Below are 14,635 nucleotides of genomic sequence, written 5' to 3'. Positions count from 1 at the left end.
CCTCTCAGAAGCGCGGCAGGTCGGCGAACGGCGCGGGGCGACCGGCGCGGAACACCTGCTTGCCGTATTCGGCGCAGCGCTGCAACGTGGGGATTACCTTGCCGGGGTTCAGCAGGCCGCGAGGGTCGAAGGCGCGCTTCACGCCGAACATCGCCTCGTTCTCGGCCGCGGTGAACTGCACGCACATGCTGTTGAGCTTCTCGACGCCGACGCCGTGCTCGCCCGACACCGTGCCGCCCATCGCGACGCTGGTCTCGAGGATGTCGGCGCCGAACAGCTCGCAGCGGTGCAGTTCGTCGGGATCGTTCGCATCGAACAGCACGAGCGGATGCAGGTTACCGTCGCCCGCGTGGAAGACGTTGCAGCAGCGAAGGCCGTACTTCTTCTCCATCTCCTGGATGGCCAGCAGGATGTCGGCCAGGCGCTTGCGCGGGATGGTCGAGTCCAGGCACATGTAGTCGGGGCTGATGCGGCCCGACGCCGGGAATGCGTTCTTGCGGCCGCTCCAGAACTTCAGGCGTTCTTCCTCGTTCTCGCTCACCGCGATGGCGGTGGCGCCGCAGCCGCGCAGCACCGCGCTCATGCGGCCGATTTCTTCCTCCACCTCCTCTGGCGTACCGTCGGATTCGCAGAGCAGGATCGCGGCGGCCGACAGGTCGTAGCCGGCGCGCACGAAGTCCTCGACGGCGGCGGTCATCGGCTTGTCCATCATCTCGAGCCCCGCCGGGATGATGCCGGCCGCGATCACCGCTGCCACCGCGTCGCCGGCTTTGCGCACGTCGTCGAAGCTGGCCATGATGCAGCGCGCCAACTGCGGCTTGGGCACCAGCTTGACCAGCACCTCGGTGGTGACGGCCAGCATGCCTTCGCTGCCGACCACCAGCGCCAGCAGGTCCAGGCCGGCCGCATCGAGCGCCGCGCCGCCGAACTCGACCGGCTCGCCGTCGGCCATGAAGCCGCGCACGCGCAGAACGTTGTGCAGCGTGAGCCCGTACTTAAGGCAGTGCACCCCGCCCGAGTTCTCGGCCACATTGCCGCCGATGGTGCATGCGATCTGGCTTGACGGATCGGGCGCGTAGTAGAGACCGAACGGCGCGGCGGCCTCGCTGATCGCGAGGTTGCGCACGCCGCATTGCACGGTGGCGGTGCGCGCGACCGGGTCGATATCGACGATCCGGTTGAACTTGGCGAGCGAGAGCGTCACGCCCTGCGCGTTGGGCGTCGCGCCGCCCGACAGACCGGTACCGGCGCCACGCGCCACCACGGGCACGCCGAGGCGATGGCAGGTGCGCAGCACGGCCTGCACCTGCGCCTCTGTCTCAGGGAGCGCGACCGCGAGCGGCCGCGCCCGGTAGGCAGTGAGGCCATCGCATTCGTAGGGCGTGGTGTCCTCGTCCTGCCAGAGCAGCGCATGCGAGGGCAGGTCCGCCTGCAGCGATCGAATTGTTTGTAATTGATCCTCGGGACGGGCTGGCTCTTCTGCGAAGAGAGCACCGGCAGCCCAAGGTCTAACGTTCCGAGCCACGGAGCTAGCCATCAGATTTGAACCTTGATCAGCTTGCCCAGTTCCGAGAAGTTGCGCGTGACCGTGAAGCCGCACTCTTCCATGATGGCGAGCTTGGCATCCGCGGTGTCGGCGCCGCCGGAGATCAGCGCGCCTGCATGGCCCATGCGCTTGCCGGGGGGCGCCGTCACACCGGCGATGAAGCCGACGATCGGCTTCTTCATGTTGTCCTTGCACCAGCGCGCCGCGTCGGCTTCGTCGGGGCCGCCGATCTCGCCGATCATGATGACGGCATCGGTTTCCGGGTCGTCGTTGAAAGCCTTCATCACATCGATGTGCTTCAGGCCGTTGATCGGATCGCCGCCGATGCCCACGGCGCTGGACTGGCCGAGGCCGATCTCGGTGAGCTGCGCCACGGCTTCGTAGGTCAGCGTGCCGGAGCGGCTGACCACGCCGATGCGGCCCTTGCGGTGGATGTGGCCGGGCATGATGCCGATCTTGATCTCGTCGGGCGTGATCAGGCCGGGGCAGTTCGGGCCCAGCAGCAGCGTCTCTTTGCCGCCTGCTGCGACCTTGGCCTTCATCTTGTTGCGCACTTCGAGCATGTCGCGCACCGGGATGCCTTCGGTGATGCAGATCGCCATGTCGAGGTCGGCCTCGACGGCTTCCCAGATGGCAGCGGCAGCGCCGGCCGGCGGCACGTAGATCACCGACACGGTGGCGCCGGTCTGCGACGCGGCTTCCTTCACCGAACCGAAGATCGGGATGTTGAAGATCGACTCGCCGGCCTTCTTCGGGTTCACGCCCGCGACGAAGCAGTTCTTGCCGTTGGCGTATTCCTGGCACTTTTCCGTGTGGAACTGACCGGTCTTGCCGGTGATGCCTTGCGTGATGACTTTGGTGTCTTTGTTGATATAGATCGACATGACTGTATTCCTTAGGCCTTGGTCTTAACCGCTGCAACGACCTTCTGGGCCGCGTCCGCCATGGTGTCGGCGCTGATGATCGGCAGGCCCGACTCGGCCAGCAGCTTCTTGCCTTCGACTTCGTTGGTGCCCTTCATGCGCACCACCAGCGGCACCTGCAGGTTCACGGCCTTGCAGGCCGCGATCACGCCGGTGGCGATGGTGTCGCACTTCATGATGCCGCCGAAGATGTTGACGAGGATGGCTTCCACGTTCTTGTTCTTCAGCATGATCTTGAAGGCTTCGGTCACCTTCTCGGGAGTGGCGCCGCCACCCACGTCCAGGAAGTTGGCCGGCTCGCCGCCGAACAGCTTGATGGTGTCCATGGTGGCCATCGCAAGGCCTGCGCCGTTCACGAGGCAGCCGATGTTGCCGTCGAGCGAGATGTAGGCGAGGTCGAATTTGGAGGCTTCGACTTCGGCCGCGTCTTCCTCGTCGAGGTCGCGCAGCGCGACGATCTCGGGGTGACGGAACAGCGCGTTGCTGTCGAAGTTGAACTTGGCGTCCAGCGCCATGACCTTGCCCTTGCTGTCACGGTTGAGCGGGTTGATCTCGACCAGCGAGGCGTCCGTCTCCATGTAGCAGGCGTAGAGCTTCTTGAAGATGTCCACGGCCTGTGCGGTGGAGTCGGCCGGGATGCCGATGCCGTCGGCGATCTGCTTGGCTTGCGCGTCCGTCAGGCCGTCCTTGGGATCGGCGAAGACGGTGATGATCTTCTCGGGCGACGAGTGCGCGACTTCCTCGATGTCCATGCCGCCTTCGCTGGAGGCGATGAAGGCCACCTTCTGCGTCGCGCGGTCGGTCACGGCCGAGACGTAGTATTCCTTCTGGATGTCGGCGCCGTCCTCGATGTAGAGGCGGCGGACCTTTTGGCCTTCGGGGCCGGTCTGATGGGTCTTGAGCTGCATGCCGAGGATGTCCCCGGCGAGCTTCTTAACGTGGTCGATGCTCTTGGCGACCTTGACGCCGCCGCCCTTGCCGCGGCCCCCCGCATGGATCTGGGCCTTGACCACCCAGACCGGGCCACCGAGTTTCTGAGCGGCCTCGACCGCCTCCTGGACGGTATAGGCCGGAATGCCGCGCGGCACCGGCACACCAAATTTGGCAAGGATTTCCTTGCCCTGGTACTCGTGAATCTTCATGACGGTTCTCTCGTGCATAAGGGCAGATGAACTGCCATGTAGCGCCAATTTCACGAGCGTTTACGCGTCCCACAGCGCGTGAAATTAGCGGCATTAAAAGACTAAGTTGCCAACGCAAAAAAATAGGGAGAAATTTTCTGAGCTATTTGGAAGTTTCTAGCGACAAGGCAGGCTAATCAATCCAACCTAATATTGGCTCGACTTGCAACCGCCTTCCATTTTGTGACCTCAGAATGCAAAAACGTTTTGAAGGCCTCCGAACTTCCCCCCACGACTTGGGCCCCTTGAGCCCGCAACTTCTCTGCCACATCAGGCGCAAGAAGGGCTTCATTCATGTCGTTATTTATCTTGCCGACAATCTCCCTCGGGGTACCGGCTGGAACCATGAAACCACCCCACGAGACAGCCTCAAATTCGCGCAAACCCAACGCTTCCTCCACGGTCGGAACTTCAGGCATCGACGGCAATCGCTTCTTGCTGGTAACAGCAAGCGCCCGAAGCTTTCCGCCTTTTACCTGAGGTGTGGCAGCAAGGGCAGTAGGTAGCGCGACTGCTATTTGCCCTCCCATTACATCAGTGAGGGCGGGGGCGTCGCCTTTGTACGGCACATGAAGCATGGGCACCCCGACAGACGAGAAAAGCAGCTCGCCAGCTAAGTGGCTCCCTGATCCATTGCCAGCGGAACCAAATGAAAGCTTGTTCGATTTGTCCCTGGCAGCGGCAATCAATTGAGTTAGCGATTTATACTGCGAGTCTGTAGCAGTGACGATCACAAGCGGCACAAACGTAGACAAAACGACTGGCTCGAAATCCTTCAGAGTGTCGTAGGGGAGCTTTGCATAAACCGCTGGATTGATGCCGTTCGGGCCTAAATTTGCCATCAGTATTGTGTATCCATCAGCAGGGGATTTTGCAACCAGTTGATTTGCCACAATGCCATTAGCTCCAGGGCGGTTCTCGATAATTACCGGTTGCCCCCAAGCTTGCGTCAGTTTTGCACCGAGAAGCCTCGCCGTAACATCCGACGCGCCTCCTGGCGGATAAGGAAGAACAATTTTCACTGGCTGACGTGGCCAGTCGCCCGCGTTAGCGACCAATGAAATCACAGCTAATATTGCGCATGAAATAAAACGACTGAATCCGTTCATAGTTGTCTCCTGATTTAAATTGAAGGGTCCTACACTGTTCCCGCTGCTCTTAGGGCGTTGACTTTTTCCTCAGTCCAGCCAAGTTCATTGACAAGGACCTCATTCGTATGCTCTCCAAGCGCAGGGGGCGCGCGGCCATAGTCCAACTGGGACCTCGAAAACTTGATGGGATTCGCGATCTGAGGCGCTTCCGCCCCTCTGGAGTGCGGCAGATCGAAGAGCATCCGACGTGCCACGACGTGTTCATTGGCTAGCGCTTGAGGAATACTGAGAATCGGCCCTGACGGAACTCCGACCTTTTCCAAACGCTGCAGACATTCCGCGATCGAGAGTTTCGCGAATGCAGCGTTCAGCTCGGCAACCAAAAGAGTCCGATTTTTCAGACGGTCGGCATTTGTGGTAAACCGCCCATCTTTTGCCATTTCGATCAGCCCCAGCGCCTGACAAAGCGCTGTGAATTGCCTGTCGTTCCCGACTGCCACGATGAAGTCGCCATCCAGCGCAGAGAATGACTGGTATGGGGCAAGGTTCGGGTGCGCATTGCCCCAGCGCCTCGGTTCAGTTCCTGACACGAGGTAGTTGGAAGCTTGATTGGCAAGCCATGCGACCTGGGTGTCAAGCAAGCTCATGTCGATGTATTGGCCTTTGCCGCTGGCTTTCCTTTCCATCAATGCACTGAGCATTGCCACGGCTGAATACATTCCGGTCATCAGATCAGAGATGGGCACCCCGCATTTTTGCGGACCTCCACCGATCTGCTCATCACTTTCTCCGGTGATGCTCATCAGTCCTCCCATGGCCTGAATGACGAAATCGTAGCCTGCTCGATCTTTATATGGACCCGTCTGGCCAAAGCCAGTAATTGAACAATAAACGAGGCCCTGGTTCGATCCACTCAACGATTCGTAATCCAAACCGTAGCGTTTCATATCGCCGACTTTATAGTTCTCGATAAATACGTCTGCTTTCATTGCCAGCTGACGCACCAGGTCTTGCCCCTCTGGTCTGCTGATGTCGACAGTAACCGAACGCTTGCCACGGTTAGCCGATAAGAAATAGGCAGACTCGCCGGTCAGCGGCCCGTCATTGCCATGGAGAAATGGGGGACCCCATCCCCTTGTGTCGTCGCCGCTTACCGGCCGTTCTATCTTGATCACGTCCGCACCCAAATCGGCCAGCAGCTGGGTACTCCAAGGACCGGCTAGGATCCGGCTGAGATCAAGAACTCTTATTCCCGAAAGTGGGCCTGTCATAATTTGATCTTTCGATACCTTCTCTCAACTAGGATCAAAGAGAACGCCTGGGTTGAGAATTTGTCTGGGGTCCAGTGCGTGTTTGGCGGACTTCAGCACGGTACAGAACAGTTCCGGCCGTTCCTTGTCGTACCACGGACGGTGATCTCTGCCGAGTGAGTGGTGGTGAGTAACTGTTCCACCAGCATCGACCATCGCTTGTTCACCAATTCGCTTGATGGCCATGAACTGCTCCGCAAGTCGCGACTTGTCGCCGTATGCAAACCATGTGAAGTAAGGGGCGGGTCCATCTGGATAAATATGCGTGAAGCGACAAGTAACGGACCCCGGTCTGCCTGTAACTTCACGGATCGCGCGATGGGTTTCGGCCTTGACGTGTTCCCGCAAAGCGGCGAAGCGCTCCCAGGTTACGGCCGTTTCCATCGTTTCGCGCATGACGCCTCGTGCAATGGCGTATTCACGCAGATAGGGACCTCGCAGGAATTTCTGCCTCCAGCTATTGGCGCCGGCGTCGGCAATTTCGGCGCTTTTGCTGGAGAGACTTTCTGTCTCCCATTTGCCGCCAAAGCCGGCGCAAATTTCGAGTGCCCTTGCCATCCAGTGGTCAACGGGGTGATCTGCCGATTCAAACCCTAGTACCAGAATGTCGTAGGTACCGTCGCTGGAGCCGGTGTATTCCGCCTCTTCACGTTCGATAAGTCGGGCATTGGCAGGATTTAGACCTGATTGCGAAAGAACTCGGACGGCTTCGACTGCCTTGTCGTAGTCCGTAAATTTGACTGCCGTCATTGCGCGATGAGTAGGGCGCTTGTGCAGGCGGATCCATGCCTCCGTGATGATTCCCAGCGCTCCCTCGGATCCCAGGAAAAGCCGATCCGGATTTGGACCCGATCCGGATACCGGGAATCGCTTGGACTCGACGTTGCCCGATGGTGTGACGACCTTCAGGCTTTGGACGTGATCGTCGATCTGTGTGTAAGCCGTGGCAAAGTGTCCGGCGGCCCGCGTTGCAATCCATCCGCCCAGCGAGGAGAACTCCCAAGCTTGGAGGAAAAAGCGCATGGTGAGCCCGCTGGGCTTGAGCTGCTTCTCAAGGTGTGGGCCTAGCACGCCGGCCTGGATCCGGGCCGACTGCGACGTCGCGTCGATTTCAAGCACCTTGTCGAAGTGCTTCATGTCGATCGACACCGTGCCGCGGTATCGATCGTGGTCGGGCGGGTTGACGCCGCCCGTCACACTGGTGCCGCCGCCATAGGGCACTGCGGCCAGGCTGTTCGTTCCACACCAGTCGAAGAGATCCACTATGTCTTGCTCGCTTTGCGGGTAGGCGACAACATCCGGTGGGTTACGAAACTCGCCGCGGATGGCCTTGGCCACATCGACCGTTCCCGCTCCATAGGTGTGGTACAGCCGGTCATATTTGTCGGTTGTGCAGACTGAACTCAAGGCGCCTGGAACCTTGATGCGTGGCTCTCTGATAGCAATCTTGTCGAGTGTGGGAAATGGCACGGCCTCAAACTTTTCGACGCCTAAGAGTCGTGTCCATGCGGTTTCAAATTCGCCGATCTCGGCGGGAGTAACCGCGTCGTCTTCGTAACCCCACCCGTAAAACTTTCTGCGACGGTCTGTCATAAATACACCTTCTAAAGTTGATGGTAACGATTGCACAAGTGAGCGAGGAACGCGATCTCTTAGCACTCAAAGACACATAGTTCAAGCGATGCAATCGTTACCATTGTAGAATCATCAGAAGGCGTCAAACTCAGGGTTTACCCTTAAATCCTGCTAGCATGACGAAGGGATGCGCGCCTTACCCCATAGCGGCATCAACGTGCCAAGCGGAAGCCTGCACCATCGGCACCTATGCATAAGGCATCGCATCCACGGGGAAAAACCATTGGAGCCGTCGCGCGTCCGAGGAGAGCCGATGTCACAGCATCGGCGTCGGTCTTTGTTTTTCAAATGCCAGGATCGCGTTGCCGCCCAAGCAGCCATGTCGATGACCCCCCAGTCATGACGACCGATAAGTGCTGCCCCAATCGCTGCTCGATAACTGGGCGCCACGGCACCAGGCTGAAACCCACGCCATCGTCGAGCACGGCGAAGCGGCCGCTGGCGAGTTGTATGCTCTGGCGATAGAGACCGTCTACGCGCGAGTTAGCTTGCACTGGACGATAGTTGTGTCCTGTCTCTCCCTCCAGCGCCCTGCCGGCAGCCGCCAGATCCTGCTCGCGCAGGGTTGCAAGCAGATCGTTCACGAGAACTGCGCGCTGGTCACGCCATTTAGCAAGTCCCTGTGTGGCAAGAAAACCTACACGCTCGCGCATCGCATCCCGCACTTGAGCCCCAAAGCCTTGGCCGGCCAAGACCGAACCGTCGCCCACTAGCCGCTTGTCCAACCACGTGGCGCCGATGGCGCGCACCTGTTGATCAATGGGCAGATGCGATCGCAGCTCGATCACCAATCCAGCATTTTTCTGCTTGTCATGCGCTCGAGCCTTCTGCAGCAAATCCCGCGGCACCTTCCAGACCCCATCGGCGATGCGCTCCACGATACCGGCGCGGCGCAGGGCTTCAAGTCGGCGCACATGCGCATCGACGGTTGACTGCGGGTAGCGGTCGTTGGCATGCGTTAGTTGCACCAAGTGGTCGGCCGTCTTGTAGAGGCCGCCTCTCGCCACGGTGGCGATGCTGCGGTCCACCGGCTTCTCCTGGCCCGGCGGCCTCGCCTCCACAATGCCGTGTAGGGGCAGTTCTGCGAGGTCGGGACCGGCTGGCAGATTCAGGTAGTGCGCCCGCCCGTCGATGCCATCGACCACCAGGTAGCCCCGGTCATGCAGTTCGTCGACCAGGCCCTTGCCCGCGACCCGACCGATGAGCGTGTAGGTCGGCCGCTCATCGACCACGCATTCCCGCCGCTGGCCCTTGAGCGCACGGCGCACCGTCTCCAGCGCATCCTCGCGCTGGCCCATGGCGTCGAGTGTGGCCGCCATCCCAGGCTGGAGCTTCCAGCGGTTCGCATTCATCCTCTCGGCCAAACCCATGCTTTCGAGCCGCAGCAGCCGTGCCCGCAGTGCGTTCTGACGCTCCCGGGCTTGCGGGTTGCCCGTAAGGTCAATGCCATCGGCACCAGCTTGCCGGATTAGCGCCCGGTCCAGGCTGGTGAGCCGCTGCTGGTCGACCTCCCGCAGCAGGCTCTGGCGGATTTCCGCCTCGGTGCGCGGTCCCAGCCATTCCGTGGCGATCTCGCTGGCGCGCAGGCGCATGCCGTGCGCCATGTAGTCGGGGGCGATCACGAGATCCCTGCTACTGGCGCGCCCGCCCGTGTGGCCGTTCAGCACGATGTGGGTGTGCGGATTGTCTGTGTCCCAATGGTCCACGGCTACCCAATCCAGTCGGATCTCCAGGTCGATCTCCATGCGGCGCATCAGCTGGCGGGTGAAGGCTTTCAGGTCTTCCAGCTCCAGCCCGTCCTCGGCCGATACGATGAAGCGGAACTGGTGGCGATCGTTCTGCCCGCGTTCCTGAAAGTCCTTGAGGTCGGTCGCATCGGTGTCAGCGCCGTAGGCCTGGCCCTTTTGCCCCTCGCGTGTGACGCCGTCGCGCTCGATGTAGCGCAGGTGCACGGCCACCGAGTTTGGGCTGGCGCGCTGGAGCACGACGAAGCGCGACTTGACGACAACACGCCGCGCGTTCGGCCCTAGGCGCTGGCCGGCCACAGAGGCCGCGACGCGGCCGCGTCCGAACTTGCTGGCGGGTCTGCCAAGGCTCTTGCCCGACGGTTTTGCGCCGGTCTTCGACACCTGCTTGAGCACCTGCGAAACGAAGCGCTGCGAGCGCGGTCCACCGCGCGACTCCGGCGCCGCGGGCTTTACGCGAAAGCGATCTTCTTCATTGGCAGCCACGAAGACCCCAACGCACCTCAGCGCAGCGCATCGGAAACGGCGCGCGGCAATCGCTGCTGCACTGCTGATTCCAGCCTCTGCGCGGCACGCGCAAGACCCCTTGCGGTGCCGCCGCAACCCCTCGTGCAGACTGGCTTGGAGGGGCGCGGCGTGCCACCCCTTTTATCTGGCCCTCCGTCTCCGCCTTCCGCATCCGCTCCCGGCTCCGACCTGCCGCCAGCCGCGCACCGAGTGCGCAACGCTGCCCGTGAGGCAGCGGCGGTGCAGCGCGTGCTGCACGCTGTCGACGGGCTCCCTGCACGACGGAGTGCTGCGCGAGCGCATGCCCAGCTACGGTTCGGCGGCATGTTTGACGACGCGATAGGGCAGGGCTCATGGCGTGCTCCAAGTCCACAGCGGTCTCGCGATGCCGAGCACGGCAGAGGCGGCGATGGGGCCGAAGTAGCGGCTGTCGAACGACGCCGGATTCGTATCGCTGAGCAGGAATAGTTCGCCACCAGCGAGAGGGCGGCAATGCTGCCAAGCAGGCAGTGGCCGGCGCGCGCCGTCATGTGCGCGTGCGATCGCCGCCACCGCGCCATCAATCAGCACGACCTGTTCTCGAACACACACCGACTGCGGTGCGATGGCGCCGATACGCTTGAGGATCGGCACGCCGCTCGGCAGGTAGCCGCGTTGTCCTGCGAAGGCCGCTACGTCGACAGGGAGGCGGGCCAGCACGATGCTGCCGACGTGCAGCGCAACTCCGCTGTCGATGCTGCCGACCCGGTACCAGCCGCGCGGCACGCTGTTCGTCGGGTTGTAGACCACGAACGCACGTTCATGCACCGTCATCGGCATGAAGGCCGGCGCGCACAGCACAGCCAAGCCCACGCCCATGCCGGCGAAAAGTACCCGCCGGCTCATCGCAGCGCCCCGCGCACAAGATGCGCCGCATGTCGCTCGCTTGTGTAGTCCGGCAGCGGCTGGCGTGCAGCCAGCCGGTTGCCAGCGGTGTGCCAGTACGTGGCGGCAACCGCTGCCGGTTCGATGCCCAGCGCTTCGATGGCGTCGATCACTTCGAGCACTGCCTTGACCTGCTGCTCGCCATCGGCGCGCAGCAGGATGCGCGCGCCAGGCACCACGCCGGCGATGCGCTGTGCGCCATCGAACGGCATCGGTGCTTGCAGCACCATGAGCTGCCAGAGCGCCGTGCCGTAGTCGTTGCCGATCCATTTGACGCGGCAGCACACCGCGTTGGGCTCGAAGATCGCGACGCGCCGCCAGCGGTCCAACGTCGTCTCACGCACCGGCTTGCCGAAGCGCAACCAGACGTTTACGCGATGCTCGACGAAAGCGAGCGAGATCCGCATATGGACGGGCCGTGGCGGTAGCACGGCCTGCGCGGTGATGGGCAGCAACTGCATCACGGCTGGCCCCCACCGTATTCGCGCTCCAGCAGCTCGCGCAACATCTCGGCCGCGGTTACGCCGCGTTCGAATGCGATCACCTTGATGCGCCCCCGCAGCGTCGGTGTCACGTCGATGGTCAGTCGAGCGGTGTAGATCGATGCCCGCGCAGCGACCTTTGGCGCGTCGGCCTGCCGCACCCAAGTCGACGCAGGATCGGCAGCGGGCTTGCGTCCGATGGACGCACGCTTCGGCGCACCTGATGACGCAGGCGCCGTCATCGCAGCGTCTCCCGCACAGCCTGCGCCAGCGCCGCGATCTCGCGCGCGGCGGCGCACTTCGGCGCGGCTTCGCATGCGAGCCGGCCGGCGGCCACGCTGTCGGCGAACACGATGCGCTGCGAGACTTCGGCCTGCAGCGCGGCAAACGGTTGGTCGGCCAGTGCTGCGCGTGCTTCGCGGCCGATCACGGTGCCGACCACGCGCCGGTTGATGACGAAGGCCGCGCGAAGCTGAGGTCTGAACACGCGGGCCTCGGCGATGAGTGCCACCATCTCATGGCTGGCCCAGACGTCATACGCGCTCGGTTGCACGGGGATCAGCACCAGGTCGGCGGCCAGAAGCGCGGAGCGTGCGAGGGCAGCGACGCGGGGCGGCCCGTCGATCACGACGAAATCCGCTTCCAAGGCGATCTGGGGTGCTTCCTGATGCAGCGAGTCCCGGGCCAGCCCGAACACGCCGTAGAGCCGTCCCTGCCCGTTCTGAAGCCGCCGTTGGGCCCAGTCGAGAGCCGAGCCCTGCGGATCGGCATCGAGCAGCGTCACGCGGCTTCCCGCCATCGCCAGCTCGCCGGCCAGGTGCGTGGCAAGGGTTGTCTTGCCCGCGCCGCCTTTCTGGTTGAGCAAAGCGATCACCTTGCCTGGCCGGTGTTCCCTTTCTGACAAGCGGTATTCGGCTGTTTGGGCTGTGCGGACTGCCTCCGCCGCAGCATTGCCCGTCTTTTGAGCAACCGCTGTTCGCGCGCGCGTGAATTCCATTTATGTATCCCTTTAGATGTTTAGGGAGGCCCCCAACCGTTGCTGGGCGCGGCCTGCGGGCTGATTGGCGCCGGTGATCCACCGATGTTTGCGCCGGTGATCCACCGAGTCCCGCGCCGGTGATCCACCGAGCCCGTCCCCATGACATCCACAGGTTCTTCAACAGAAGCTGTGGATAAGTCGGTGCTCCCGGCGTTGTCGGTGCAAGGGCGGAAGGCCAGCCACTCGATGCCGCCACTGCGTTCGATGGACAGTCGGTAGCCCGGCAGCGCCTGGCGCAGTGCGAGGCCGCGCACATGCGCGGCGAAGTCGCGGGAGCGCTGGAGCGCGCCGGACTTCAAGTACAGGTGACGCATCTCGAAGCGCCATCCACCCGGCTGCCGCCCGCCGTGCTTGCGCACCAGCCGATACAGCCATCGTTCGATGCCGCCTGAAAGCCGGAAATACGTCGGATCGAGCGTGAGCACCAGAGCCTCGTCCATCACGCCGGTGAAGAACCAGTCGGCCAGGATCAGCTCGATACCGTCTGAGCGGCCGTCCGGCCGGATGTATTCCTTCCACTCGTTGATCCAGGAGAAGCGGTGCACCCGCTTGCCGCCGTTCGGGCGCTCGCGCTGGCGCAGCGTGGTGGCGACAGTGGTGGACTGCAGGCGGTCGAGTGCGGCGCGTAGCGCCAGGTAGTCGCTGCGGCCGGTGCCGCGCTCCGCAAAGCGCAGGATCTCGTAGGGCGTGGCCACCATCAGGCGCGAAGGCGCGATGCCTTCCTTCTTCGCCTGGATGATCTGGCTGGCGGCCCAGATCAGCACATCGGCGTCCCAGATGGTGGCGATGCCGTGCTCGGGCACGCCCTCGACGGTGAGCGAGATGCCTCCGGCCTCGAAGCGGATCGGTACGATGCGCGGCGACTTGGCCAGGGAGAAAAAGGGGTAGGCCATCAGGTCCTGCGCATCGCGCAGCGCCATGTCGCCGTGCGGCAGCGCGCGGAACAGCGTGAGCTGTTCGCGTTCGCTCAGGCGCTTCGACATGCGGTGTTGCCCCTAAGCTCGTCAGCGGACGGAGTCGCGCTGTACGTAGCCGGGGTCCGAAGTCATGCCGTAGGTGTGACTGTCGGCCCAGGCGCGCAGGTCGGCGGCAGCGTAGACCACGCGCGCGCCGAACTTGCGAAAGCGCGGACCACCACCGAGTACCCGCTGCTTCTCCAAGGTGCGCGGCGACAGCCGCAGGAAGGCGCCGGCTTCGTCGGTGGTCAGGAACTCGGGATTGGCCGGCGCAGGCGAAACCGCGGCAGGGTGCGGCGCAGTTGCTGCGGCCGTGCGGGAAGGGAAAGAACTGCCAACTGCCATGACGGACTCCATCGCTGTCGATGGGCCGCAAACCATTCGCGGCCCGATGGAGGCAGTCTCGGGAACCAGGCCCGATCAAGGCAGGGAGAGATTCAGCGCAACGGTTCGTCTCCGGGGTGGGTTGCTGCGGCATGCGATACGCCGGCAAGGGCCAGATAGCCGCCGTTCATGAGCGCCTCGGCACGGCGCAGCAGGTGCCGCACCTGCGCACGCAACTCGCCATCCTCATGCCAGCGCAGGACGACGGCCTCGAGGCCGAACAAGGCCTGGGCGATGTCGCGGTGCGACGCGCCTGCCTGCGAGGCATCGAGCGCCTGCAGAGCGCGCAAATGCAACAGCGCGGCGCGGGTGACTGGTCGTGCAGGATTGACCTGCAGCGCATGACCTTCCAGGGCCTGCGCCTGCGCGTTGAAGGCGTCAAGCTGGCCACGCATCTGCGGAGCCAACGGTACGGCGCTCGCGTAAGCGGTGCCGTCAGCCAGGGCGCCCGACAGCGACAAGCGCATGCGCTGGGCGCCGAGGTCGGCAGTCAGCGCCAAGTCGGGGCCATCAGGCGCCAGGCGCTTGCGGCCGGGGATTCGCCACAGGTCGAATCGGCGGGCTGCTGCATTATTGGCGTGCGCAGCACGCACATGCAGCAAGCCGTCAGAGGACGACAGCCACAGCGGCTGTGCATTGCGCCCGTCCGTGTCCGGATCTTCGGCGCTGTCGCAACCCCCAGCGTGCGAAGGACACCACGCGCTTGCGGCGCGCCCAATCCGAGCGGTAGCCCGGATGGCGGCGCAAGTATTCCCACGCAAGTGCCGAATCGTCGAGCTCCAGCGCGTAGAGGTAGGCGGCCGACACGCTCCATGGCGCGCGGGGCAAGTCTTCGGGGTTGGGTTTCAACATGCAATCCTCCTTTGGAAGAGGAACGCTGCCAGAGGCGAGGGAAATCAGGGTCGCTTTTGC

Annotated in this window: 14 protein-coding genes and 1 pseudogene; all 15 read right to left on the bottom strand. The window is 63.0% G+C overall.

The window, feature by feature from the left end; genetic code table 11:
• Positions 1-4: 4 nt before the first annotated feature.
• The 15 genes and pseudogenes from AC1RRP_RS12795 to AC1RRP_RS12725 all read right to left on the bottom strand — a co-directional run bounded on the left by AC1RRP_RS12795 (position 5) and on the right by AC1RRP_RS12725 (position 14,575).
• Positions 5-1,537 carry an FAD-linked oxidase C-terminal domain-containing protein gene (locus AC1RRP_RS12795; protein ID WP_493036702.1) on the bottom strand — a complete coding sequence of 511 codons (1,533 nt, stop codon included), beginning with the start codon at positions 1,535-1,537 and terminating at the stop codon, positions 5-7.
• A complete protein-coding gene (gene sucD / locus AC1RRP_RS12790) occupies positions 1,537-2,430 on the bottom strand; it encodes a succinate--CoA ligase subunit alpha (protein ID WP_493036700.1) in 894 nt (297 codons plus the stop codon). The genes AC1RRP_RS12795 and sucD overlap by 1 nt, the downstream gene beginning before the upstream one ends.
• Positions 2,431-2,441: 11 nt before the next feature.
• On the bottom strand, positions 2,442-3,611 hold the full coding sequence (gene sucC, locus AC1RRP_RS12785) for an ADP-forming succinate--CoA ligase subunit beta (RefSeq protein WP_493036698.1): 1,170 nt from the start codon (positions 3,609-3,611) through the stop codon (positions 2,442-2,444).
• A 176-nt stretch (positions 3,612-3,787) separates the two neighbouring features.
• Entirely contained in the window at positions 3,788-4,759 is a 972-nt protein-coding gene (locus tag AC1RRP_RS12780; protein ID WP_305617675.1) for a Bug family tripartite tricarboxylate transporter substrate binding protein, read from the bottom strand.
• Positions 4,760-4,788: 29 nt separating this feature from the next.
• Entirely contained in the window at positions 4,789-6,012 is a 1,224-nt protein-coding gene (locus AC1RRP_RS12775) for a CaiB/BaiF CoA transferase family protein (RefSeq protein WP_305617677.1), read from the bottom strand.
• A gap of 24 nt (positions 6,013-6,036) precedes the next feature.
• Positions 6,037-7,644 (bottom strand): FAD-binding oxidoreductase, encoded by a 1,608-nt coding sequence (locus AC1RRP_RS12770; protein ID WP_305617678.1) that lies wholly within the window; start codon positions 7,642-7,644, stop codon positions 6,037-6,039.
• A gap of 326 nt (positions 7,645-7,970) precedes the next feature.
• The gene (locus tag AC1RRP_RS12765) at positions 7,971-9,917 is read right to left on the bottom strand and encodes a DUF3363 domain-containing protein (protein WP_305617679.1); all 1,947 of its coding nucleotides are present in this window, start codon (positions 9,915-9,917) and stop codon (positions 7,971-7,973) included.
• A 372-nt stretch (positions 9,918-10,289) separates the two neighbouring features.
• Positions 10,290-10,823, bottom strand: coding sequence for a S26 family signal peptidase (locus AC1RRP_RS12760; protein WP_305617680.1), 534 nt, complete (start codon positions 10,821-10,823; stop codon positions 10,290-10,292).
• Entirely contained in the window at positions 10,820-11,323 is a 504-nt protein-coding gene (locus AC1RRP_RS12755; RefSeq protein WP_305617738.1) for a DUF2840 domain-containing protein, read from the bottom strand. The genes AC1RRP_RS12760 and AC1RRP_RS12755 overlap by 4 nt, the downstream gene beginning before the upstream one ends.
• A complete protein-coding gene (locus AC1RRP_RS12750; RefSeq protein ID WP_305617681.1) occupies positions 11,323-11,586 on the bottom strand; it encodes a ribbon-helix-helix protein in 264 nt (87 codons plus the stop codon). The genes AC1RRP_RS12755 and AC1RRP_RS12750 overlap by 1 nt, the downstream gene beginning before the upstream one ends.
• On the bottom strand, positions 11,583-12,341 hold the full coding sequence (gene parA / locus AC1RRP_RS12745) for a ParA family partition ATPase (RefSeq protein WP_305617683.1): 759 nt from the start codon (positions 12,339-12,341) through the stop codon (positions 11,583-11,585). Before parA ends, AC1RRP_RS12750 begins: the two co-directional genes overlap by 4 nt.
• Before the next feature lie 206 nt (positions 12,342-12,547).
• Positions 12,548-13,366, bottom strand: a pseudogene (locus tag AC1RRP_RS12740) (replication initiator protein A); the annotation flags it as partial.
• A 21-nt stretch (positions 13,367-13,387) separates the two neighbouring features.
• Entirely contained in the window at positions 13,388-13,684 is a 297-nt protein-coding gene (locus AC1RRP_RS12735) for a helix-turn-helix transcriptional regulator (protein ID WP_305617685.1), read from the bottom strand.
• Positions 13,685-13,776: 92 nt separating this feature from the next.
• Positions 13,777-14,316: a DUF2285 domain-containing protein gene (locus tag AC1RRP_RS12730; protein WP_305617740.1), complete on the bottom strand. Its 540-nt coding sequence runs from the start codon at positions 14,314-14,316 to the stop codon at positions 13,777-13,779.
• A gap of 13 nt (positions 14,317-14,329) precedes the next feature.
• Complete coding sequence (locus tag AC1RRP_RS12725; protein ID WP_305617687.1) at positions 14,330-14,575, bottom strand: transcriptional regulator domain-containing protein; 246 nt, start codon at positions 14,573-14,575, stop codon at positions 14,330-14,332.
• Positions 14,576-14,635 lie beyond the last annotated feature (60 nt).

Source organism: Hylemonella sp. GW821-FHT12C09 (genome assembly GCF_058807395.1).
Note: the sequence above shows the minus strand (reverse complement) of the source record. Positions and strands in the feature narration are given on the sequence as shown.

Coding starts and splice junctions, on each gene's coding strand:
- AC1RRP_RS12795 (WP_493036702.1), bottom strand. CDS start 1,537: ATGGCTAGCTCCGTGGCTCGGAACGTTAGACCTTGGGCTGCCGGTGCT.
- sucD (WP_493036700.1), bottom strand. CDS start 2,430: ATGTCGATCTATATCAACAAAGACACCAAAGTCATCACGCAAGGCATC.
- sucC (WP_493036698.1), bottom strand. CDS start 3,611: ATGAAGATTCACGAGTACCAGGGCAAGGAAATCCTTGCCAAATTTGGT.
- AC1RRP_RS12780 (WP_305617675.1), bottom strand. CDS start 4,759: ATGAACGGATTCAGTCGTTTTATTTCATGCGCAATATTAGCTGTGATT.
- AC1RRP_RS12775 (WP_305617677.1), bottom strand. CDS start 6,012: ATGACAGGCCCACTTTCGGGAATAAGAGTTCTTGATCTCAGCCGGATC.
- AC1RRP_RS12770 (WP_305617678.1), bottom strand. CDS start 7,644: ATGACAGACCGTCGCAGAAAGTTTTACGGGTGGGGTTACGAAGACGAC.
- AC1RRP_RS12760 (WP_305617680.1), bottom strand. CDS start 10,823: ATGAGCCGGCGGGTACTTTTCGCCGGCATGGGCGTGGGCTTGGCTGTG.
- AC1RRP_RS12755 (WP_305617738.1), bottom strand. CDS start 11,323: ATGCAGTTGCTGCCCATCACCGCGCAGGCCGTGCTACCGCCACGGCCC.
- AC1RRP_RS12750 (WP_305617681.1), bottom strand. CDS start 11,586: ATGACGGCGCCTGCGTCATCAGGTGCGCCGAAGCGTGCGTCCATCGGA.
- parA (WP_305617683.1), bottom strand. CDS start 12,341: ATGGAATTCACGCGCGCGCGAACAGCGGTTGCTCAAAAGACGGGCAAT.
- AC1RRP_RS12735 (WP_305617685.1), bottom strand. CDS start 13,684: ATGGCAGTTGGCAGTTCTTTCCCTTCCCGCACGGCCGCAGCAACTGCG.
- AC1RRP_RS12725 (WP_305617687.1), bottom strand. CDS start 14,575: ATGTTGAAACCCAACCCCGAAGACTTGCCCCGCGCGCCATGGAGCGTG.